This window comes from Vogesella sp. AC12 (genome assembly GCF_024437575.1).
In the GTDB taxonomy this organism is placed as follows: Bacteria; Pseudomonadota; Gammaproteobacteria; order Burkholderiales; family Chromobacteriaceae; genus Vogesella; species Vogesella indigofera.
The window spans coordinates 501,509-522,926 of record NZ_JANFNU010000001.1; the positions used below are offsets into that span (position 1 = coordinate 501,509).

The window sequence follows — 21,418 nt, forward strand, 5'->3', positions numbered from 1 at the left end:
GCATGCAGTGACGCTGTAAGGTGTCGTGCGCGGGGTTTGTCGCAAAAAACAGGAGTATCACAATGAAAATCCGTGCCCAAATCGGTATGGTGCTCAACCTCGACAAGTGCATCGGTTGCCATACCTGTTCGGTAACCTGCAAGAACGTGTGGACCAGTCGCGACGGTGTCGAATACGCGTGGTTCAACAACGTCGAGACCAAGCCCGGCATCGGCTATCCCAAGGACTGGGAGAACCAGGAAAAATGGCAGGGCGGCTGGGTGCGCAAGCCCAACGGCAAGCTGGAGCCGCGCCAGGGCGGCCGCCTGAAGATCCTCGCCAACGTGTTCGCCAACCCGAACCTGCCGGCGATCGACGAGTACTACGAGCCGTTCACCTACGACTACGAGCATCTGCAGAACGCGCCGGAAATGATCACGCCGCCGACCGCACGCCCGGTCTCGGTACTCACCGGCAAGAAGATGGACAAGATCGAGTGGGGCCCGAACTGGGAAGACGACCTCGGCGGCGAATTCAGCAAGCGTTCCAAGGACGCGCTGTTCGAAGGCATCCAGAAGGAGATGTACTCGGCCTTCGAGAACACCTTCATGATGTACCTGCCGCGCCTGTGCGAACACTGCCTGAATCCGGCCTGTGTCGCCAGCTGCCCGTCCGGCTCCATCTACAAGCGTGAAGACGACGGCATCGTGCTGATCGACCAGGACAAGTGCCGCGGCTGGCGCATGTGCGTGTCGGGTTGCCCGTACAAGAAGATCTACTACAACTGGACCACCGGCAAGGCCGAGAAGTGCATCTTCTGCTACCCGCGTATCGAAGCCGGTCAGCCGACGGTGTGCTCCGAGACCTGCGTTGGCCGCATCCGCTATCTGGGCGTGCTGCTGTACGACGCCGACAAGATCGAAGCCGCGGCCAGCGTCGAAGATCCGAAGAGCCTGTACGAAGCGCAACTGGGCGTGTTCCTCGACCCGAACGCACCGGAAGTGATCGCCGAAGCCAAGAAGCAGGGCATCGCCGACAGCTGGTTGCTGGCCGCGCAGAATTCGCCGGTCTACAAGATGGCGATGGAATGGAAGGTGGCGTTCCCGCTGCATCCGGAATACCGCACGCTGCCGATGGTGTGGTACATCCCGCCACTGTCGCCGATCCAGTCTGCACTGGAAAATGGCCTGATCGGCGAGAACGGCATCATCCCGGACGTGAAAGACCTGCGCATCCCGATCCAGTACCTGGCCAACCTGCTGACTGCCGGCAAGGAAGAGCCGGTGGTGAAAGCGCTGGAAACCATGGTCGCCATGCGCCGCTACATGCGCAAGAAGAGCGTGGAGAAGGTCATCGACGAAAGCACGCTGAAGGGCACCCATCTCAAGGCCGCACAAGTGGAAGAGATGTACCAGGTGATGGCGATTGCCAACTACGAAGACCGCTTCGTGATTCCGTCCAGCCACAAGGAAATGGTGGAAAACACCTTCGACGACAAGGCCAGCTGCGGCTTCACCTTCGGTAACGGCTGCTCCAGCGGCACGTCCGAGCCTAGCCTGTTCGGCAAGAAGAAGGCATCCCCCATCGTGTTCCACGACATGCGTCGCGACCGCAAGGCCAACGCCGGAGAATGAGCATGCACAACCCGATGATTTATCGTGCGCTGGCGGCGCTGCTGGGTTACCCGCAGCCCGACCTGATCGCTGCGCTGCCGGAAATCCGCGCGGTGCTGGCCGACGACGCCACCCTGGTGGCCGCGGTCGAGCCGCTGCTGCAAAGGTTGGCCGCAGGCGAGCTGATCGAGGTACAGCAGGACTACGTGCAGATCTTCGACCGCAACCCGTCGCACTCGTTGCACCTGTTCGAGCACATCCACGGCGAGGACCGCGCCCGCGGTCAGGCGATGGTAGACCTGATCGAGGAGTACAAGGCGCACGGCTTCGAGCCGGTCAGCGAAGAGCTGCCCGACTACGTGCCGCTGTTCCTGGAATTCCTGTCGCTGTGCGAGGCCGACGAAGCCAATCGCCTGCTGGGTGATGCGGTGCACGTACTGGCCCACGTCGCCGGCCGGCTGGTGGAGAGCGGCAGCGACTACGCCGGCGTGCTGCAGGCGCTGGTCTCGCTGTCGCCGGTGGCGCCAGAGCCGCTGTCGGTGCCGCCGATCCGCGACATGGACGAGGCGCTGGAAACCTTCGGCCCCGGTGCCGATGGTGTCGAGCCGCTGCTGAAGCCGACGCTGCCGCAGATCGCCCCGGTCAATTTCTATCCCAAGGGTAGCGGCCCGGCCGCCTGCCATTAATCCGCTGACGGTCCGGGTGAGCGCTGGCGCGCACCCGTTGGCCGCAAGGAGAAAGACATGGACTACTTGCATCAATTCGTTTTCGGGATCTATCCCTACATCGCGCTGGCCATTTTCCTGCTCGGCAGCCTGATGCGCTTCGAGCGCGAGCAATACAGCTGGAAGAGCGAATCCAGCCAGCTATTGCATCGCGGTAGCCTGCGCCTGGGCAACATCCTGTTCCACCTCGGCATCATCGGCCTGTTCTTCGGCCATGCCGTCGGCCTGCTGACGCCGGTGGCGGTGTGGGATGCGCTGGGCGTGACGCACAGCTTCAAGCAGGTATTCGCGATGACCGCCGGCGGCATCATGGGGACCCTGTGCCTGATCGGCGTACTGCTGCTGCTGCATCGCCGCTTCTCCAACGACCGCCTGACGGCCAACACCACCTGGCGCGACAAACTGGTGCTGCTGTGGATCCTGGCCACCTTGCTGCTCGGCCTGTCCACCATCGCGGTATCGGCCGGTCATCTGGACGGTCACGAAATGGTGTTGCTGATGAGCTGGGCACAGCACATCATCACCTTCCGTGGCGATGCCGCCACCTTTGTCGCCGGCGTGTCGCCGATGTTCAAGGCGCACCTGTTCATGGGCATGACCCTGTTCGTGATCTTCCCGTTCACCCGTTTGGTGCACGTGTGGAGCGGTTTTGGTGCCGTGACCTACCTTGGTCGCACCTGGCAGCTGGTACGGCCGCGCCATTAACAAGCATGGTTGTTGAAAAAAGGCCTGATTTCGCAATCAGGCCTTTTTTGTGCTTAATCAACGCGGATGTTGCGGCGCACTGCAATACTGACGGCGAATCAAGCCGATCCCGTGATTGCAGTGCAACATGTTGGCCGCACAATCAGCCGGCAATACACTATGCTTGATGCCTATACAAAATAAAACATGACCGGGCCGCAACGGTTTTAGAACGTGCCTGACAAGATTTCTCTACCCACCGGAGTCAATGCCATGCTTTCCCGCCTCAGTATTGGTCACAAGCTGATCCTGCTTGTCCTGCCGTTTGGTCTGATGACCTTTTTTCTGGCCTCCACGCTGTCACTGCAGCGCTACAGCTTCCTCGGCGACATGCAGCAAGCCCGGCATCTGGTATCGGTTTCGACACTGGCCTCGACGCTGGTGGACACGCTGCAGGCCGAGCGCGGCCTGAGCAACGGCTATCTGAACGGGCAGGGCGCATTGCCGCCTAACCTGAGCGAGGCACGCAGCAAGGCCGACGCCGCACTGAAGGCGCTGGAAAGCACCGCAACGGCACTGCCGGAGGGCGAAGTCAAACAGCGCGTCAATACCGTGGCCGGTGGCGTGCGTGGCCTGCTGGGCCAGCGTGGCGCCATTGACGGCCGCAGCCTGGCGGCACCGGCCGCCTTTGCCGCCTACAGCCAGCAGATCGAAGCGCAGATCGCGCTGGTCGCCAGCCTCGGCACCGCTTCCGACGAGGGCGATGTCATCCGCTTCAGCACCGCCTTGTCCAACCTGCTGTGCACCAAGGAATACGCCGGCCGCGAGCGCGGCTTCGTCAACGGCGCACTGGCCGGCGGTGGCCTGACCCAGGCCAGCCTCGGCCAGGCCATCGGCCTGCAGGCACGCCAGGATGCCTGCGCCGGACAGCTGCTGCTGCTGGCACCGCCAGAGCTGGCGCAATCGCTGCAGCCCTTCCTGCAATCCGATGCCGCCGCCACCCTGAAACAGCTGCGCAGCAATATCTACGGCGCCGAGCCGGGCACGCCGCCGAGCGTGACGCCGGAACAATGGTTTGCCGCCACCTCGGCGCAGATCGGCCAGCTGAAAACGGCACAGGAAAAGTTGCTGCAGCAACTGGATGACGTGGTGGCACAGAATATCGACGAAGCCTGGCAGAGCCTGATGATCACCCTCGGCGGCACCCTGCTGCTGTCGCTGCTGCTGCTGATCGGCGGCCTGGCGGTGTACCGCAGCATCCGCAAGCCGGTGATGCGCCTGGAGCAGCTGATGACCAGCATGAGCCACAACCTGGATCTGGCGCCACGCGCGAAGCTGGAAGGCGACGACGAGATCGCGCGCATGGGCCGTGCCTTCGACGAGCTGGTCGATGCCTTTGCCGGCACCCTGAAGGTGGTGAAGAGCAATGCCCACAGCCTGATGAGCGCCGCCGAAGCGCTGCAGACGGTGTCGGCCCGTGCCGCCTCCGCCGCGGAAGCGCAAAGCGAATCGTCGACCCAGATCGCGGCGGCGGTCGAAGAAATGACCGTCGGCATCGCCTCGGTGCGCGACAACACCCACGACAACCTGGCCGTGGCACAACAGATGCAGCAGGGTGTCAACGCCGGCCGCGAGCGGATGCAGGAAACCACCCAGGCGATGCAGCACACCGCTGGCTCGCTGGACAGCGCCGGCGAGGTGATCGTCAGCCTGGCCGACAAGTCGCAGAGCATCCGCCAGATCATCACCGCGATCCGCGACATCGCCGACCAGACCAACCTGCTGGCGCTGAACGCGGCGATCGAAGCCGCCCGCGCCGGGGAAATGGGCCGCGGCTTTGCCGTGGTCGCCGATGAAGTGCGCAAGCTGGCGGAACGTACCGGCAAGGAAACCGTGGAAATCACCCAGCTGATCGAGGTGATCACCAACGAGACCGCCAACGCCGCCGGCCAGATGCGCACCGCGCGCACGCGCATGGAAAGCGGCCTCGACCTGGTGCAGGCCACCTTGCAGGATCTCAACGGCATTCACGACGAGGCCAACCAGACCGCGGCCAAGAGCCAGGACACCGCCGCCGCGATGCAGCAGCAGGCCGCGGCCAGTAACGAAGTCGCCGTCAACATCAGCCGCATCGCCTCGCTGGCCGAAGATAATGCGCTGATCGTCGACGAGGCGGCAGCGCTGTCCGCGCAGCTGAACCAGACCGCGACCGAACTGGTGGCGCAGGTCGACCGCTTCAAGCACACCTCGCAAGCCTGAGTCGCAGTTTTCGCCAGGCAATGACGATGCGGCCAACCTTGAAAAAGGTTGGCCGCATTGTTTTGGGCGCGGGTAAGCGGCGGTTCTCAGTCCTGCGCCACCGGTGACAGTGCCCGGCGCACGGTGTCCTCGTCCAGCGCCGCCGAGCACAGCTCGATGAAACGGTAGGCGTAGCTGCGCAGGTAGTGGCCGCGGCGGATGGCGACGCGGGTGGTCTGGTGGCCGAACAGCGGTGCGCCTTCCACCACCCGCACCTGCGTATCGCGCTGCGGGTCCACCGCCATCGAGGCGATGATGCCGACGCCCAGCTCCAGCTCGACGTAGGTCTTGATCACGTCGGCGTCCAGTGCCGCCATCACGATGTCCGGCGCCAGCGCGGCATCGGCAAAGGCGCGGTCGATCTGCGCGCGGCCGGTAAAGCCGTGGTGGTAGGTGACGATCGGGTAATCGGCCAGCGTTTCCAGCGTCAGCGGCTGCTGGTGCAGCGGGTGCGCCGGCGGCGCGATCACCGCGTGGTGCCAGCTGTAGTAGGGGAAGGACACCAGTTCCGGCACCTCGGCCACCGCCTCGGTGGCGATGCCGATGTCGGCTTCGCCGGCCAGCAGCAGCCGTACCAGCTCGTCCGGGCTGGCCTGATGCAGCACCAGGTGCACCTTGGGGAAGGATTTCTTGAATGCGGTCACCACCTTGGGCAGCGCGTAGCGTGCCTGGGTGTGGGTGGTGGCGATGGTCAGCTGGCCCTCGTCGCGCTGGCTGAACTGCTCGGCCAGCCGCTTGATGTTGCCGGCGTCCAGCAGCATGCGCTCGACGATGGTCAGCAGCTCCTTGCCGGGGTCGGTCAGGCCGAGAAAGCGCTTGCCCTTGCGCACGAACAGCTCCACGCCCAGCTCGTCCTCCAGGTCCTTGATGTGCTTGGACACGCCCGACTGCGAGGTGAACAGCGCGTTGGCGACCTCGGTCAGGTTGAAATTCTGCCGCACGGTTTCGCGGATGATGCGTAGTTGCTGGAAGTTCATGCGGCACCTGCCGTTTCGGGGTTGGCAAACACGCGCACGCTGCGCGGTTGCAGGCGTACCGGCTCGCCGGCGATCAGGCTGCCGGCCAGCGGGTGGCTGGCGGGCAGTTCGACATCGAAATGCTGGCCGGCCACGTCGTCGCGGCCCTCCAGCTCCACGCGGGTCAGCGCGCCCAGCGTCAGCACGCGGCTGATGCGCGCCGGAATGCCGTGGCCGAATTCGTGGCGCACGATGTCCAGCTCGTGCGGGCGCACAAAGGCGATCACCTCGCCGTGCTGGCCGTTCTGCTCGGCGGTGAGGGTGGCGTTGCCGATGGCGATGCCGCCGGCGCCGCTGTGGCCTTCGAAGCGGTTGGCCGCACCGAGGAAGCCGTACACGAACGGCGTCGCAGGCTGCTGGTAGACCTCGGACGGGCTGCCGATCTGCTCGACGCGACCGTGATTCATCAGCACCACGCGGTCGGCCACTTCCAGCGCTTCTTCCTGGTCGTGGGTGACGAAGATGGAGGTGATGTGCAGCTCGTCGTGCAGGCGGCGCAGCCAGCGGCGCAGCTCCTTGCGCACCTTGGCGTCCAGCGCGCCGAACGGCTCGTCCAGCAGCAGCACGCGCGGCTCCACCGCCAGCGCCCGCGCCAGCGCGATACGCTGGCGCTGGCCGCCGGACAGCTGCGCCGGGAAGCGGTCGGCCAGCCAGTCCAGCTGTACCAGTTGCAGCAGCTCGTGCACCTTGCGCTTGATCTCGGCCTCGGACGGGCGGATGCTGCGCGGCTTCATGCGCAGGCCGAAGGCGACGTTGTCGAACACCGTCATGTGGCGGAACAGCGCGTAGTGCTGGAACACGAAGCCGACCTGGCGCTCGCGCACGTGGGTGTCGGAGGCGTCGTCACCGTCCAGCAGTACGCGGCCGCTGTCGGCCTGCTCCAGCCCGGCGATGACCCTTAGTAACGTCGTCTTGCCGCAGCCGGACGGGCCGAGCAGCGCCACCAGTTCGCCGCTGGGGAAGTCCAGCGTCAGATTGTCGAGGGCGATAAAGTCGCCGAAAGCCTTGTGGATGTTCTGTACCTGGATGCTCATCTTTTTCTCCGTGGCCGCGTCATGCGCGGCCCGTTCAAATTGGGGCAAGGTTGGCCGCAACGGCCAGCCGGTCGCGATCAGTCATGCGCCTGTGCGGCGCGCCATTCGATCCAGCTCTTCACCGCCAGCGTCACCAGCGCCAGCAGCGCCAGCAGGGAGGCCACGGCGAAGGCGGCGGCGAACTGGTACTCGTTGTAGAGAATCTCCACGTGCAGCGGCAGGGTGTTGGTCTCGCCGCGGATATGGCCGGACACCACCGACACCGCGCCGAATTCGCCCATCGCCCGCGCATTGCTGAGGATCACGCCGTACAGCAGCGCCCAGCGCACATTGGGCAATGTCACGTGCCAGAACACCTGCCAGCCGCGTGCGCCCAGCACCACCGCTGCTTCTTCCTCCTCGCGGCCCTGCGCCTGCAACAGCGGGATCAGCTCGCGCGCCACGAAGGGCACGGTCACGAACACGGTGGCCAGCACGATGCCCGGCACCGCGAAAATCACCTTGATGTCGTGTTCCAGCAGCCAGGGGCCGATCCAGCCGTGGCTGCTGAAGACCAGCACGTAGATCAGGCCGGCCACCACCGGCGACACCGAAAACGGCAGGTCGATCAGCGTGATCAACAGCTGCTTGCCGCGGAAATCGAAGCGGGTGATCGCCCACGCCGCCGCCACGCCGAACACCAGGTTCAGCGGTACCGAGATCACGGCCGCCAGCAGGGTGAGCTTGACCGCCGACAATGCGTCCGGCTCCACCAGCGCATCGAGATAGGTGTGCCAGCCCTTGGCCAGCGCCTCGGCAAACACCACCGCCAGCGGCAGCAGCAGGAAGATGGCGAAGAAAGTCAGCGCGGTGCCGAGGATGGTGTACTTCACCCAGCGCGCCTCGCGCGTGGCCTGACGGCTTTCCAGCAGCGCGGCGCGGTCGTGCTGGGCATACAGATTGGCAGTAATGGCGGCCATTATTCGCTCCTCCCGTTACGGCGTGCCTGCCACGCCTGCAAGCCGTTGATGGCCAGCAGCAGCAGGAACGACGCCACCAGCATCACGCTGGCGATGGCGGTGGCGCCGGCGTAGTCGTACTGCTCCAGCTTGCTGATGATCATCAGCGGGGTGATTTCCGACACCATCGGGATGTTGCCGGCGATGAAGATCACCGAGCCGTACTCGCCGACGGCGCGGGCAAACGCCAGCGCGAAGCCGGTCATCAGCGCCGGCTGCAGCACCGGCAGGATCACGTGGCGGAAGGTCTGCCAGCGGTGCGCGCCAAGGCTGGTGGCGGCTTCCTCCAGCTCGGTTTCCAGGTCTTCCAGCACCGGCTGCACCGTGCGCACCACGAAGGGCAGGCCGATGAACACCAGTGCCACCAGCACCCCCAGCGGGCCGAACGCCACCTTGATGCCCAGCGGCTCCAGGTATTGCCCCAGCCAGCCGTTACCGGCGTACAGCGCGGTCAGCGCGATACCGGCCACCGCGGTGGGCAGCGCGAACGGCAGGTCCACCAGCGCGTCGACCAGCTTCTTGCCGGGAAAACGGTAACGCACCAGCGACCACGCCAGCAGCAGGCCGAACACGGTATTGATGGCGGCGGCCAGCAGCGCCATGCCGAAACTGAGCTGGTAGGAAGCCAGCACCCGCGGTGCGGTCACCGCGTCCCAGAACGCTTCCAGACTCAGGCTGCTGGCACGGATGAACACTGCCGCCAGCGGAATCAGCACCACCAGCGACAGATAGGTCAGGGTGAAGCCCAGCGACAGGCCGAAGCCGGGTAACACGCGGGGCAGGGTCGGCGCTTTGGTCATGGAGCACCTCCGTCATGGGTAGTAGGCATCGCGGCATCCTGTTTTTATATAACTGCAAACAGGATATTGCCGGCGACCTTATTCCGAAAATAAGGAATTCTTCGTTGCTTATTCAATAAGCGAAAAAGCCGGCAGCGGGAACGGGGTGGGCGCGAGCGGGCAAATCTTCAGCCGGCGAGCGGCGGCCGCGGCCAGCCGGACAACGGTCGCAGTACGCGTGCCGTCAGGGAAAGCAGATCGGGGAGAGAGGGAACGGTCGTGCCAGCGGCCGGGTGCCAGGCGGCGCGCGGACTACAGGTTGCCTTGCGGCCAACCTTCCACCTGCTGGCGCAGCTGTTGCAGCAGCAGGCGCAATTCGCCGAGCGCGGCATCGCCTTCGCCGCGCAGGGTGTGCAGCCGGCTGCCCCAGCGGCTGGCAAAGGCGACGGTGCTGGTCAGTCGCGGCCAGTGCGCCTGCGGCGGGTGGCAGACGGTGAGGCTGGGGAAGGGCAGCGGCGCGGCGGCGGCCAGATCGCCGCTGGGGGACAGCAGCAGGGCGGCGAGGGCGCGCTGCGGATGGCGCGCCAGCACCGCCAGTGCCGGCAGGCACAGCTCGCCGGCGGCCAGCAGCAGTACGCTCTTGCCGTGGCTGTGCAGCCACTCGTCCAGCTCGGCTGCGCGCGCCAGCAACAGCGCGTTCTGCTGGTGCCCGAGCCGCAGCAGGGTGTGGCCATCCGCCTCGTGGGCGTCGGCCAGCACCAGCAGCGTGCTCAGCGCGGCAGCAGGCTCAACGGGCAATGATCTGGTCAAAGATCGCTCCATCGGCGAAGTGGGTCTTCTGCGCGCGGGTCCAGCCGCCGAATACCTGATCGATGGTGAACAGCTTCACCTTGCTGAACTTGTCGGCGTACTTGGCGGCCACCTTGGCGTCACGCGGACGGTAGTAGTTGGCCGCCGCCAGTTCCTGGCCTTGCGGGCTGTACAGGTATTGCAGATAGGCTTCGGCCACCTTGCGCGTGCCGCGCTTGTCGACCACCTTGTCCACCACGCTGACCGGCGGTTCGGCCAGGATGGACAGCGACGGGGTCACGATATCGAACTTGTCCGGGCCCAGTTCCTTGGTGGCGAGGTAGGCTTCGTTCTCCCACGACAGCAGCACGTCACCGATGCCGCGCTGGGTAAAGCTGACCAGCGAGCCGCGGGCGCCGGAATCCAGCACCTTCACGTTCTGGAACACCTTCTTCACGAAGTCCTGTGCCTTGGCGTTGTTGCCGCCCGGCTGTTTCAGCGCGTAGCCCCAGGCCGCCAGGTAGTTCCAGCGCGCGCCGCCGGAGGTTTTCGGGTTCGGCGTCACCACTTCCACGCCAGGGCGGGTCAGGTCGTTCCAGTCCTTGATCGCTTTCGGATTGCCCTTGCGCACCAGGAATACGATGGTGGAGGTGTACGGCGCGGCGTTGTTCGGCAGGCGTTTCTGCCAGTTGGCAGGGATCAGCTTGGCCTCGGTGTGCAGCGCGTCGACGTCGTAGGCCAGTGCCAGCGTCACCACGTCGGCTTCCAGGCCGTCGATCACGCCGCGCGCCTGCTTGCCGGAGCCGCCGTGCGACTGCTTGATGGTGACGGTTTCACCGGTCTTGGCCTTCCAGTGCTTGGCAAAGGCGGTGTTGAAATCCTGGTACAGCTCGCGCGTCGGGTCGTAGGACACATTCAGCAGGCTGACGTCGGCGTAGGCGAAGCTGGCGCTGCCCAGCAGCAGGGCGGCGATGATCTGGCGGGACGAGAACGACATGATGGTTTCCTTGTGTGCGTGCAGTGATGGCACCACTGTAGCGGGCGCCCTTATGCAAACAAACCAAGAAAAACTGTATTGCTAATCGCGTTTGGCGATATCAACGACCCCGTGCTAGCCCGGTTGCAGGGCGCCGGCCGACAGCCGGATGCGTTGCCCTGCGCTCAGCGTGGCGGCGTCCTGCGCGCTGAGCAGCACTTCCACCAGCTCGCCGGCGACCAGCACCGTCACCCGCCACATCACGTCGGCCGGCTGGCAGGCCAGCACCTCGCCGTGCAGCGCGATGCGGCTGCTGTCACGCGGCGTCTGCAGAAACACCTGCGCCGGCGTGCCCTGCGCGCTGATGCGGCCGTGCTCCAGCTGCAGCACCTGGTCGGCCACCGCGAAGATCTCGCCCAGATCATGGCTGACCATCACCGTGGTCAGCGCAAAGCGCTGGTGCATGTCACGCAACATCCGCTGCAGCTCGCGGCGCAGGCCGTGATCCAGCGCCGACAGCGGCTCGTCCAGCAACAGCAAGGTTGGCCGCATCGCCAGCGCCCGCGCCAGCGCCACGCGCTGCTTCTGGCCGCCGGACAGCTGTGCCGGATACTGCCGCGCCAGCGCCGCCAGCCCGCACAGTTCCAGCAGCTCCTGCACCAGGGCGCGCTCGCCGCGCGCGGCGCCAAAGGCGATGTTGTCCGCCACGCTGAGGTGCGGGAATAGCGCGTAATCCTGGAACACCATGCCGATGCGGCGCTGCTGCACCGGCAGGCTGTGGCCGCCGCGCAGCCAGTCGGCGCCGTTCACCCGCAGCCAGCCGCCATCGGCCGCTTCCAGCCCGGCCAGCAGCCGCAGCAGTGTGGTCTTGCCGGCGCCGGACGCGCCGCTGAGCACGGTAAAACTGCCAGCGGCCAGCGTGGCAGCGACATCCAGCCGTAGCTGGCCGTTGGCGCCGTGGCGGGTTTTTTGCAGCGAAAATTCGATCATGCGATACGCTCCGCGCGGCGGCGCAACAGGTTGACCAGCAACACCACGGCAAAGGAGAACGCGCACAGGATGGCGGCGTAGGCGTGGGCGGCCGGGTAGTTCAGCGCCTCGACCTCGTTGTAGACCGCGATCGACGCCACCCGTGTCACGCCAGGGATGTTGCCGCCTATCATCAGCACCAGGCCGAATTCGCCGACGGTGTGGGCAAAGCTCATCACCACGCCGGCCACCAGCGCCGGTCGCACGCACGGCAGCTCGACGCGCAGCAGGGTGGAGAGCCGCGATTTGCCCATGGTCCAGGCCGCCTCGCGCAGGCTGGGCGGCAAGCCGCTCAGCGCCGCCGCCACCGGCTGCACCATGAACGGCAGGCTGAACAGCACCGAGCCGATCACCAGCCCGGCAAAGGAAAACACCAGGTTGACGCCGAACAGCTCACGCAGCCAAGCGCCGGGCGCATTGGCCGGCGACAGTGCCAGCAACAGGTAGAAGCCGAGCACCGACGGCGGCAGCACCAGCGGCATCGCCACCAGCGTGTCCACCAGCGGCCGCAGCCGCGAGCGGCTGTGCGCCAGCCACGCCGCCAGCGGCAGGCCGAGCAGCAGCAGGAGCAGGGTGGTGGTCGCCGCCAGGCGGAAGGTCAGCCACAGCGGGGCGAGGTCGAGTCCGCTCATGGTGCCGGCTCCAGCAGTTGCAGCGCATTGGACTTGATCAGCGCGTACACCGTCATGCCCTCATGCAGCGCCAGCGAGTCGCAGGAGCGGCGGGTAATCACCGCGTGCAGTGTGGCGCCGGCGCTGTGCAGCGTGACATCGCTGAACAGCTCGCCGTGGCGGATGGCCACGATGCGGCACGGCAGGCTGTTGCGGATGCTCAGCGTCGGGCAGGGCGCGGTGGACAGTGCCACGTCCAGCTCGCGGAACAGCACCTCCACCGTTTGCCCGGCCTGCCACGGCGGTAGCGCGGCGCTGGCAAACGCGGTGCAAGGTTGGCCGCACAGCGTCAGCTCCAGCAGGTGCAGGCCGTCGGCGCTGTGCAGGGCGTGGATGGTGGCCGGCAACCGGTTCATGGCAGGCGGTAGCCGTAGCGTTGCAGGATCTGCCGCGCGGCCGGGCCGGACAGGTAGTCGAACAGCTTGCGGGCGTCCGGATTGGTCGCTGCCGGCTTCAGCAACACCATGTCCTGCACGATGGGTTGGTGGCTGGCGGCGGGGATGTCGACCCAGCGGCCCACGCCCTTCATCTGCGGCGCCAGCACCAGCGCCTTGGCGACAAAGCCGGCCTGGGCCGCGCCGCTGTCGACGAACTGCGCCGCCTGCGCGATGTTGTCGCCGCTGACCAGCCGCGGCGTGACGCTGTCGCTCAGCCGGTAGTAGTCCAGCACCCGCAGCGCCTCGCTGCCGTAGGGCGCGGTGCGCGGATTGGCGATGGCGATCTTGCCGCGGCTGGCTGCCAGCCACTGCTGCCACTGCTTGGTGTTGAACTGCGGGTCTTTCGACCACAGCACCAGCGCGCCCAGCGCGTAGCTTTTCGGTGCCTGCAGCGTAAAGCCGGCCTGCGCCAGCTTTTGCGGGAACTCGTTGTCGGCGGACAGGAACAGCTCGAACGGCGCGCCGTTCATGATCTGGGTGGCGAACTTGCCGGAGGAGGCGAACGATGGCTGCACCGCAATGCCGGTATCGCGGCTGAAACTGGCGGCGATGTCGGCAAAGGCGTACTGCACGTTGGCCGCCACCGCCACCTGTACCGGGGCGGCGTTGGCGAAAGAGGCGGCGCACAGCGCCAGCAGACTGCACAGCAGGGTAGGTTTCATCGGGTTTCCGTTCAGTCGAGAATGCCCAGAATCACGCTCTGGGACGAGAACAGCGCGCACACTGCGTCGTCCACCGCGATGGCGAGACTGGTCAGGCTGTCGTTGTCGACCATCGCGCACAGGCTGTAGCCGCCGGGCAGGGTGACGATCACCTCGCTGTTGACCAGGCCGGCGGTGATGCGGCCAACCTTGCCCGGCAGGCGGTTGGCGATGGCGACCTGCGCCGCCGCCTGCGGCAGCGCCAGGGTGATCCACGACGCCTTGATCAGCGCGATGGCGTGGCCGCCTTCGTGCAGCGCCAGCTCGTCGCAGCTTTCGCGGGTGATCTGTGCCTGCAGCTGGCTGCCGCCTGGCAGGCGCAGGGTGATGGTGTCGTTGACCGCGCCGCGCTGGATGTGGCTGATTTCGCCGGCCAGCTGGTTGCGCGCCGAGGTGCGCACCGCCAGCCGGCCCAGCAGCGCCAGCGTCTGCCGCTCCTGCATGGATCCGGCCTGCAGCGCGACGCCGGTTTTCTCCCACGCGTCCAGCAGCTGTTCGCCCAGCGCCGTCAGCCGTGTGCCGCCGCCGCCCTTGCCGCCGGTTAGTCGCGCCACCAGCGGTTGCGGGCTGAGGTTGTTGATGTTGTCGATGTGTTGCCACGCCGCCTTGTAGCTGAGCTGGCACTGCCGCGCGGCGGCGCTGATCGAACCGTGCTCACGGATGGCGCGCAACAGTGCAATGCGCTGGCCGGTGCCCTTGCCGGCGAAGGGATGCAGCAATTCGCTCATCGCTATTCTTTCGCTATTCAAAAACGGGATAACGTTAGCGCGAAACAAGGGGCCACGCAAGCCCCTTGTCATGACGCGCGGTATTAGGCCTTGTCCAGGCCGTGCTCCACCGCATACACCGCCGCCTGCACCCGGCTGCTCAAGCTCAGCTTGCGCAGGATGTTCTGCACGTGCACCTTGATGGTACTTTCCGCCAGATCCAGCGCGCGGGCGATTTCCTTGTTGCTGGCGCCGGAGGCGAGGTAGCTGAGCGTTTCGCGCTCGCGCGGCGTCAGGCTGTCCAGCTCCTGGTTGCGCGGCTCGGCGACCGGAGCGCGCAGGCGCGCCACCAGCTTGGCAGTCATCTCCGGCGACAGCACGCTGTCACCGTCCACCGCGCGGCGGATGCTGCTGAGCAGGAAGTCGGCATTGATGTTCTTCAGCAGGTAACCGCGCGCGCCGCTCTTCATGCACTCGGCGAGGTCTTCGCCGTCCTCGGACACGGTCAGCATCAGCACCGCCAGCTGCGGCTGGGTGACCAGGATCTGCGACAGCGCGTCGCGGCCGTGCATCACCGGCATGTCCAGGTCCAGCAGCACCACGTCGGGCTTGAGCAGTTCGGCCTGCTTCACGCCTTCCAGCCCGTCGGCGGCCTCGCCGATGACCTCGAAATCCGGCTGGCGTTGCAGCAGCGCCTTGAGGCCGCTGCGGAACAGGGTGTGGTCGTCGACCAGTAAGATACGGATGGCAGTGCTCATGCGGCTTGTCTTTCTGTGTGCGGCAGGGTGAGGGTGACGGTGGTGCCGCCGCCGTCCCGGTTTTCGATCTGGATGCGGGCGTTGATGCGCGATGCCCGCTCTTGCATGATGGACATGCCGACGTGGCGTGCCTGGCGCGCGGCCAGCACCGCGGCGTCAAAGCCGCAGCCGTCGTCGCTGATGCGCATCACGAAGTCGTCGTGGTTGTCGATGTCGATGTCGACGCGGTGCGCCTGCGCGTGCTTGCGCACGTTGGACAGCGCCTCCTGCAGGATGAAGATCACCTGCAGTTGCTGTTCCGGGTTCAGCGGCAGGCCGTTGCCGCGCAGCTGGTACTGGGTCAGCACCCCCGCCTGCTGCTCGAAGCGCTTGAGCAGGGTGTTGACCGCGTCGGGGAAGTCTTCCTTGCTGATGCGGGTGCGGAAGTTGAGCAACAGTTCGCGCACATCCTCGTAGCACTCCTGCACCCCGGTCTTGATGAAGGCCAGGTTCTCGCGCGCCTGCTCGTCCTGGGTGTCGCCAAGCGCGCTTTCCAGCATCTGCACCTGCAGATTGAGGAAGGACAGCGACTGCGCGATGCTGTCGTGCAGGCCTTGCGCCATCAGGTTGCGCTCTTCCGAGACCGCAAACTGGCGGTCGCGGGCGGCCAGACGCAGGTTCTCGATGGCGACGCCGAGGTGGCTGCCCAGCGTCTCGATCAGGAACTGTTCCTGCGCGCTGAGGCGGGTGTCGTCGCGGAAATAGAGGGTGAAGATGCCGACGTTCTGCTGGTTGACGCGAATGTGGAAGATCGACACGCTGCGAAAGCCGGCGCGCTCGCAGTGTTTCTGTTCCTTTTGCGGCAGCTCGCGGAACAGGCGGATCACCGAGCTGGGCTGCTCGACGGCGGCGCCGCAGTAGCAGCTGTCGATGTGGGCGCAGTCGTGGGTGTGGATCATGCCGTCCGGCAGGCCGATCTGCGCCACCGGCTCCAGCTTGCCGCGCTTGCTGTCGACGATACGCACGCTGGCGGCGTCGGCATTGGTCAGCTGGATCAGACGCTCGATAAAGCCCTTGCACATGGTGTTGAGGTCGTGCGATTCGTGCAGGTAGGCGGTGACGCCGTACAGCGTGGTCAGCTGGCGGTTTTTCTCGTCCAGCGAGCGCGTCTTGTCTCGCACCTTGTCTTCCAGCGTCGCGTACAGCTCCTGCAGGCGGCCGGCCATCTGGTTGAAGCCGGCGGACAGGATGGCGAACTCGTCGTTGCCGACCACCGGTACCCGGGTCGCCAGCTCGCCGTCGCGCACCTGCACGATGGCGTCGCCCAGCTCGTTCAGCGGGCGGATGATCAGCAGGAACATCAGGTACATCATGGTGATGGCGCCGATGATGGCCATCGCCATCAGCGTCATCTGGAAGAAGCGCAGCAGCGTGGTATTGCGCGCGTTGTCTTCTTCCACCAGCCGTACCAGCTTGTCGATGCGGTTGACGAAGGCGCCCAGGTCGACGCGGGTGGTATTGCGGCGCGGGTCGAGCTGTACCTGTTCCAGCTTCGGCAACATCTCGTGCTGCCAGTAGCGGGCGATTTCCGCCGCCTGCGAGCGCACTTCGACATTGTCGGGTAGGAACAGCGGCCGCGCCGGGTCGCCCTTGCGCAGTCGCGCCATGGTGTCGCTGAACTGGGCGGCTTCCTGCTGGACCTGGGCCGGATCGGCGCCTTCGCTGACCAGCAGCGCGACACGATAGCTGCGCATGCGCAGGCTGCCGGCGTCGTTGATGGCGGCGGCGCCGCCTTCCAGTTTCCACGACAGCACCAGGGTGTAGCCGATGGAGGTCATCGCCAGCACCAGCCAGACGATGGTCAGGATCAGCAGCTTGCTGGACAGGCTGCGCACGGAGGGGGGGGCGGGCAGGGGCATGGCTTAGGTCGTCCGGCGTATGGTCAGCACTGGTCGCGCAGCGCAGAATCGTTGCTGTCGGCTTGCCAGTGGCCGCTCTTGCCGCCCTGTTTTTCCAGCAGGCGCACGCCGTCGATCTGCATGCCGCGGTCTACCGCCTTCAGCATGTCGTAGACGGTGAGCAGGCCGGCCATCACGCCGCTGAGCGCTTCCATTTCCACGCCGGTACGGCCCACGGTCTCGCTGGTGACGAAAATGTGTACCCGCGACAGCGCCTCATCCACGCTAAAATCGACGTTGACACGGGTCAGCGCCAGCGGGTGGCACAGCGGGATCAGGTTCGCAGTTTGCTTGGTGCCCTGGATGGCGGCCAGGCGGGCGATGCCGATGACGTCGCCCTTCTTGGCATTGCCGCCCTGCAGCAGCGCAAAGGTGGCCGGCAGCATGGTGATATGGCCGGTGGCCACCGCCACGCGGCGGGTTTCCGGCTTGTCGCCGACATCGACCATGTGGGCCTGGCCGGCGGCATTGAAATGGGTAAGCGGATTCATCTGGATCATCGAGTGTGGAGTCTGGTTGAACGATAGCGCCGTATGGCGTAGACCACAATCCACCAAAGGGAGAGGGTATGCAAAAAGTGCTGGGCATTGCCGGCTGGTCCGGCAGTGGCAAAACCACGCTGATCGGCGCGCTGTTGCCGCTACTGGCCGCGCGCGGACTGACGGTGTCGGTGATCAAGCACAGCCATCACGACATCGAACTGGACGTGGCCGGCAAGGACAGCCAGCGCCACCGCGCCAGTGGCGCGCACGAGGTGATGGTGGTGTCGCCCTACCGCTTCGGCCTGTTTGTCGAGACGCCGCAGCCGCTCACGCTTGCGCAGCAGCTGTCAAGGTTGGCCGCAGTCGACCTGGTGCTGCTGGAAGGCCAGAAAACGTTGCCGGTGCCGCGCATCGAAGTACACCGCAGCGCCTGCGCCAAGCCGTGGCTGTACCCGGACGACCCGTTCGTGATCGCGCTGGCCAGCGACTGCGCCGCCGAAACCGATTTGCCGCAATTGCCGCTGGACGACCACGCCGCGATTGCCGATTTTATTGCCAACTGGTTGAAGGATTCTGCATGAGCATCACGCTACTGTATTTTGGTGTCCTCAAGGACACGCTGGGCTGCAGCACGGAAACGCTGGCCTGGGACGGCGGCACCACCGCCACCCTGCTGGACTTGCTGCGCTGCCGCGGCGAGGACTGGGCGCTGGCGCTGGCACCGGGCAAGGTGTTCCGCCTGGTGGTCAACCAGCAGATCGTGCGCGGCGACGCGGCGATTCCGGACGGTGCCGAAGTCGGCATCCTGCCACCCGTGACCGGGGGCTGACATGTACTGCGACATCACCGTACAAACCGCCGCCTTCGACCTTGGCGCCGAAGAGCTGGCGCTGCGCGCGCACGCCGGCGACGCCGGGGCGCTGGTGGCCTTCCAGGGCATGGTGCGCGCCCACGACGAAGCCGTGCCGCTGGCGGCGCTGTTTCTCGAACACTACCCCGGCGTGACCGAGGCCGAGATCCGCCGTATCGCCGAGCAGGCCGCCGCGCGCTGGCCAGTGAGCGCCTGTCGCGTCATCCATCGCGTCGGGGCGCTGGCGCCGGGCGAGCCCATCGTGCTGGTGCTCATCGCCGCCGGCCACCGCGCCGGTGCCTTTGCCGCCGCCGAATACCTGATGGACTACCTGAAGACACAGGCCCCGTTCTGGAAACGCGAGGATTTTGTCGACGGCAGCAGCCGCTGGGTCGAAGCCAAGGCCAGCGACGATGCGGCATGCGGGCGCTGGCATGACTGAACAGGTGGCAGTGCTGCTGCTGGCCGGCGGTGAAGGCCGGCGCATGGGCGGTCAGGACAAGGGCTTGCTGCCGTGGTGCGGCCAACCCTTATACCGCCACGTGCTGGCGCGGCTGGCGCCACAGGCCGGCTGGCTCGCGATCAGCGCCAACCGTCATCTGGACGACTACGCCACCAGCGGCCATGCCGTGTTTGCCGACGAGTCGGCATGGCAGGGCATGGGGCCACTGGCCGGGGTTGCCTCGCTGGCGGACAAGCTGCCGGACGGCATCGACTACGTGCAGCTGGTGCCGTGCGACGCGCCCTTGCTGCCGGCCGATCTGGTGGCGCGACAGCTGGCCATCCTGCAGACAGAGCGTCGCGCCGACGCCTGCTGTCCCTACACCATCAACGGGCCGCAACCGGTGTGTGCACTGCTGCGCCGTAGCGCGCTGGCGCGCCTGCCGGACTATCTGGCCAGCGGCGGGCGCAGCCTGCGCGGTTTTCTCGCGCTGCTGGATTGCCGCATCGTCAACTTCGACGACACCCGCGCCTTCAGCAATCTCAACGATCCGCAGTCGCTGGCCCAGCTCGGCCAGTAGCCTGACGCGCTCCCGCGAGCCGGTTCCGGCACGCATTGCGGCCAACCTTGCACAAGGTTGGCCGCAATGTTTTGCCAGCGGCAGTTCGCCGTTTGTCCAGGCGTCGGTTGCTGGCGGTGACGCACTGCCGCGGTTGCGCCAGATGCGCCTCGGGGGCCGAGCCGACCGTCATTGCGTGACAATCGAGACAGGGACTGATGGCGAGCGGGGTGTCCTTTTTCCAAGCCGAACTGGCTTGCAGCAGACGCAAATATGGCGCCACCAGGGCACCATATCGCATGCAAGGGACGGGCTTATTGCTGGCCGAGCGGGCAGACCAGCGGCACGAACTGGTTGGACGGTGCGTCCAGCCCCCACAGCGTGCCGTCGTTAAGATCGAAATACCAGCCGTCGAGGGCGACTTCGCCGGCTTTCACCTTGTCGGCCAGCCACGGATAGGTCAGCAGGTTGTTGAGCGACACCAGGATGCCGGCCTGTTCGCAACGACGCAGGCGGGTAGCCTCGTCCTCTGCCGCGTGGTGGCGGTAGACCAGCTCGCGCGCCGGGGCGGCGATGTCCAGCCAGCGCGTCAATGCACTGTCCTGGGGCGTGCTGCGCTGCATTAGTGCACGAATGCCCCCGCAACCGGCATGGCCCATCACGATGATGCGTGCCACCTGCAGGTTGAGCACCGCGAATTCCAGCGCCGCGGCAACGCTGGCGTGCTGGTTGTCCGGCGAACAGGGCGGCACCAGGTTGGCCACGTTGCGGATCACGAACATCTCGCCGGGCTGGCTGCCCATCAGCGCTGGCGGGTGCACGCGCGAATCGCAACAGGCGATCACCAGCGTGACCGGGTGCTGGCCGTGGCGCAGCGCGGCAAACAGGTCGTTTTCGGGGGAGAAATACTGCTGCTGGAAACGGCGAAAACCTTCCAGCAGCGGGTCGGCCAGTGGCATGTCAGCCTCCGGTCATCGACATGAAGCGCACGATGCGCGTCGGTTGTTCGAGGAATTCGTGCTTTTCCGGCTTCAGCTCGATGGCGTCGCGGATGGCGGCCTCCAGCTCGGCATCGCTACAGCCGGCACGCAGCAGCGGGCGCAGTTCGAAGCGTTCTTCCTGCCCCAGGCACATGTACAGCGTGCCATCCACCGACAGTCGTACGCGGTTGCAGCTGGCACAGAAGTGCTGCGAGATCGGGGTGATCAGGCCGAGGGTGAAGCGGCCGTCCGGCGTGCGCCAGTAGCGGGCCGGGCCGCCGCCCAGCGGCTGGTCCGACGGCAGCAGGCCAAAGCGCGGCTGCAGCTGTGCCAGCAGCTTCTGCAGGTCGAGGCCGGCGGTGTGCTGGCCGGTGCTGCCCATCGGCATTGCCTCGATCAGGCGCAGGATGAAGCCGTGCTCGATGCAGAACGCGACCATGGCTTCGATGTCGCCGTCGTTGATGCCCTGCATCGGCACCATGTTGATCTTGATGCTGTCGAAGCCGGCCTGGCTGGCGCTGGCGAGGCCGCCGAGCACCTTGTCCAAGCAGTCGCTCCCGGTGATGCGGCTGACGCAGTCGTCGCGCAGCGAATCGAGGCTGACATTGATGCGGTTGACGCCGGCGTCGCGCAGCGCCTGCGCCTGCAGGCTGAGTTGGGTGGCGTTGGTGGTCAGCGACAGGTCATCGACGCCTTCCAGCGCCGACAGGCTGGCGGCCAGCGCGGGCAGATTGCGGCGCAGCAGCGGCTCGCCGCCGGTGAGGCGGAAGCGGCGGGTGCCCAGGCGGCTGAACGCGGCGACCACGCGGGTGATCTCGTCGAAGGTCAGCCAGTTGCTTGGTTCCTCAAAGCCCTTGAAGCCTTTGGGGATGCAATAGGTACAGCGCAGGTCGCAGCGATCGGTGACTGAAATACGCAGGTAGTCGATGGTGCGGCCGAAACGGTCTGACAACATGCGGCGTCCTTCCGTTAAG

24 protein-coding genes are annotated in these 21,418 nt (G+C 66.1%); 8 read left to right on the top strand and 16 right to left on the bottom strand.

Annotated features, from left to right (window positions below):
* Positions 1-62: 62 nt before the first annotated feature.
* From narH to NOM55_RS02560, 4 genes are all read left to right on the top strand, one after another.
* On the top strand, positions 63-1,613 hold the full coding sequence (gene narH, locus NOM55_RS02545) for a nitrate reductase subunit beta (protein WP_047965429.1): 1,551 nt from the start codon (positions 63-65) through the stop codon (positions 1,611-1,613).
* A gap of 2 nt (positions 1,614-1,615) precedes the next feature.
* Positions 1,616-2,278 carry a nitrate reductase molybdenum cofactor assembly chaperone gene (narJ, locus tag NOM55_RS02550; RefSeq protein ID WP_369793019.1) on the top strand — a complete coding sequence of 221 codons (663 nt, stop codon included), beginning with the start codon at positions 1,616-1,618 and terminating at the stop codon, positions 2,276-2,278.
* 57 nt (positions 2,279-2,335) lie between these two features.
* Positions 2,336-3,022 (top strand): respiratory nitrate reductase subunit gamma, encoded by a 687-nt coding sequence (gene narI / locus NOM55_RS02555; RefSeq protein ID WP_047965428.1) that lies wholly within the window; start codon positions 2,336-2,338, stop codon positions 3,020-3,022.
* 252 nt (positions 3,023-3,274) lie between these two features.
* On the top strand, positions 3,275-5,260 hold the full coding sequence (locus NOM55_RS02560) for a methyl-accepting chemotaxis protein (RefSeq protein ID WP_120809936.1): 1,986 nt from the start codon (positions 3,275-3,277) through the stop codon (positions 5,258-5,260).
* Between the two features lie 86 nt (positions 5,261-5,346).
* On the opposite strand, the gene NOM55_RS02565 is transcribed toward NOM55_RS02560, so the two are convergent.
* The 14 genes from NOM55_RS02565 to moaC form a co-directional block, all read right to left on the bottom strand.
* Positions 5,347-6,276 carry a CysB family HTH-type transcriptional regulator gene (locus tag NOM55_RS02565; protein ID WP_120809935.1) on the bottom strand — a complete coding sequence of 310 codons (930 nt, stop codon included), beginning with the start codon at positions 6,274-6,276 and terminating at the stop codon, positions 5,347-5,349.
* Complete coding sequence (locus NOM55_RS02570) at positions 6,273-7,349, bottom strand: sulfate/molybdate ABC transporter ATP-binding protein (RefSeq protein WP_255907360.1); 1,077 nt, start codon at positions 7,347-7,349, stop codon at positions 6,273-6,275. The genes NOM55_RS02565 and NOM55_RS02570 overlap by 4 nt, the downstream gene beginning before the upstream one ends.
* A gap of 77 nt (positions 7,350-7,426) precedes the next feature.
* On the bottom strand, positions 7,427-8,308 hold the full coding sequence (gene cysW, locus NOM55_RS02575; RefSeq protein WP_255907361.1) for a sulfate ABC transporter permease subunit CysW: 882 nt from the start codon (positions 8,306-8,308) through the stop codon (positions 7,427-7,429).
* Complete coding sequence (gene cysT / locus NOM55_RS02580; protein WP_120809933.1) at positions 8,308-9,147, bottom strand: sulfate ABC transporter permease subunit CysT; 840 nt, start codon at positions 9,145-9,147, stop codon at positions 8,308-8,310. Before cysT ends, cysW begins: the two co-directional genes overlap by 1 nt.
* A 291-nt stretch (positions 9,148-9,438) precedes the next feature.
* Positions 9,439-9,936, bottom strand: coding sequence for a hypothetical protein (locus NOM55_RS02585; protein WP_255907362.1), 498 nt, complete (start codon positions 9,934-9,936; stop codon positions 9,439-9,441).
* On the bottom strand, positions 9,914-10,912 hold the full coding sequence (locus tag NOM55_RS02590) for a sulfate ABC transporter substrate-binding protein (RefSeq protein WP_120810103.1): 999 nt from the start codon (positions 10,910-10,912) through the stop codon (positions 9,914-9,916). Before NOM55_RS02590 ends, NOM55_RS02585 begins: the two co-directional genes overlap by 23 nt.
* Before the next feature lie 114 nt (positions 10,913-11,026).
* Positions 11,027-11,881, bottom strand: coding sequence for an ABC transporter ATP-binding protein (locus NOM55_RS02595; RefSeq protein ID WP_255907363.1), 855 nt, complete (start codon positions 11,879-11,881; stop codon positions 11,027-11,029).
* Positions 11,878-12,552 (bottom strand): molybdate ABC transporter permease subunit, encoded by a 675-nt coding sequence (modB, locus tag NOM55_RS02600; RefSeq protein WP_120809930.1) that lies wholly within the window; start codon positions 12,550-12,552, stop codon positions 11,878-11,880. Before modB ends, NOM55_RS02595 begins: the two co-directional genes overlap by 4 nt.
* On the bottom strand, positions 12,549-12,947 hold the full coding sequence (locus tag NOM55_RS02605) for a TOBE domain-containing protein (protein WP_255907364.1): 399 nt from the start codon (positions 12,945-12,947) through the stop codon (positions 12,549-12,551). The genes modB and NOM55_RS02605 overlap by 4 nt, the downstream gene beginning before the upstream one ends.
* Positions 12,944-13,690: a molybdate ABC transporter substrate-binding protein gene (gene modA, locus NOM55_RS02610; RefSeq protein WP_255907365.1), complete on the bottom strand. Its 747-nt coding sequence runs from the start codon at positions 13,688-13,690 to the stop codon at positions 12,944-12,946. Before modA ends, NOM55_RS02605 begins: the two co-directional genes overlap by 4 nt.
* 11 nt (positions 13,691-13,701) lie before the next feature.
* Positions 13,702-14,457 (bottom strand): TOBE domain-containing protein, encoded by a 756-nt coding sequence (locus NOM55_RS02615; RefSeq protein ID WP_255907366.1) that lies wholly within the window; start codon positions 14,455-14,457, stop codon positions 13,702-13,704.
* Between the two features lie 83 nt (positions 14,458-14,540).
* The gene (locus NOM55_RS02620) at positions 14,541-15,194 is read right to left on the bottom strand and encodes a response regulator transcription factor (protein WP_120809926.1); all 654 of its coding nucleotides are present in this window, start codon (positions 15,192-15,194) and stop codon (positions 14,541-14,543) included.
* The gene (locus NOM55_RS02625; protein WP_255907368.1) at positions 15,191-17,092 is read right to left on the bottom strand and encodes a type IV pili methyl-accepting chemotaxis transducer N-terminal domain-containing protein; all 1,902 of its coding nucleotides are present in this window, start codon (positions 17,090-17,092) and stop codon (positions 15,191-15,193) included. Before NOM55_RS02625 ends, NOM55_RS02620 begins: the two co-directional genes overlap by 4 nt.
* Positions 17,093-17,115: 23 nt before the next feature.
* Positions 17,116-17,622: a cyclic pyranopterin monophosphate synthase MoaC gene (moaC, locus tag NOM55_RS02630; RefSeq protein ID WP_120810102.1), complete on the bottom strand. Its 507-nt coding sequence runs from the start codon at positions 17,620-17,622 to the stop codon at positions 17,116-17,118.
* Positions 17,623-17,699: 77 nt separating this feature from the next.
* Between moaC and mobB the strand changes: the two genes are divergently transcribed.
* Genes mobB through mobA form a run of 4 tightly spaced genes read left to right on the top strand, consistent with a single transcriptional unit; the run spans position 17,700 to position 19,485 of the window.
* On the top strand, positions 17,700-18,194 hold the full coding sequence (mobB, locus tag NOM55_RS02635; protein ID WP_255907369.1) for a molybdopterin-guanine dinucleotide biosynthesis protein B: 495 nt from the start codon (positions 17,700-17,702) through the stop codon (positions 18,192-18,194).
* Complete coding sequence (locus NOM55_RS02640) at positions 18,191-18,442, top strand: MoaD/ThiS family protein (RefSeq protein ID WP_255907370.1); 252 nt, start codon at positions 18,191-18,193, stop codon at positions 18,440-18,442. Before mobB ends, NOM55_RS02640 begins: the two co-directional genes overlap by 4 nt.
* Before the next feature lies 1 nt (position 18,443).
* Positions 18,444-18,905, top strand: a complete 462-nt coding sequence (locus NOM55_RS02645; protein WP_255907371.1) for a molybdenum cofactor biosynthesis protein MoaE — start codon at positions 18,444-18,446, stop codon at positions 18,903-18,905.
* Positions 18,898-19,485, top strand: a complete 588-nt coding sequence (mobA, locus tag NOM55_RS02650) for a molybdenum cofactor guanylyltransferase MobA (RefSeq protein WP_255907372.1) — start codon at positions 18,898-18,900, stop codon at positions 19,483-19,485. The genes NOM55_RS02645 and mobA overlap by 8 nt, the downstream gene beginning before the upstream one ends.
* A gap of 293 nt (positions 19,486-19,778) precedes the next feature.
* Here mobA and NOM55_RS02655 read toward each other — a convergent pair whose 3' ends face one another.
* Positions 19,779-20,423: a carbonic anhydrase gene (locus NOM55_RS02655; RefSeq protein WP_255907373.1), complete on the bottom strand. Its 645-nt coding sequence runs from the start codon at positions 20,421-20,423 to the stop codon at positions 19,779-19,781.
* A 1-nt stretch (position 20,424) separates the two neighbouring features.
* Positions 20,425-21,399, bottom strand: coding sequence for a GTP 3',8-cyclase MoaA (gene moaA / locus NOM55_RS02660; RefSeq protein WP_255907374.1), 975 nt, complete (start codon positions 21,397-21,399; stop codon positions 20,425-20,427).
* Positions 21,400-21,418 lie beyond the last annotated feature (19 nt).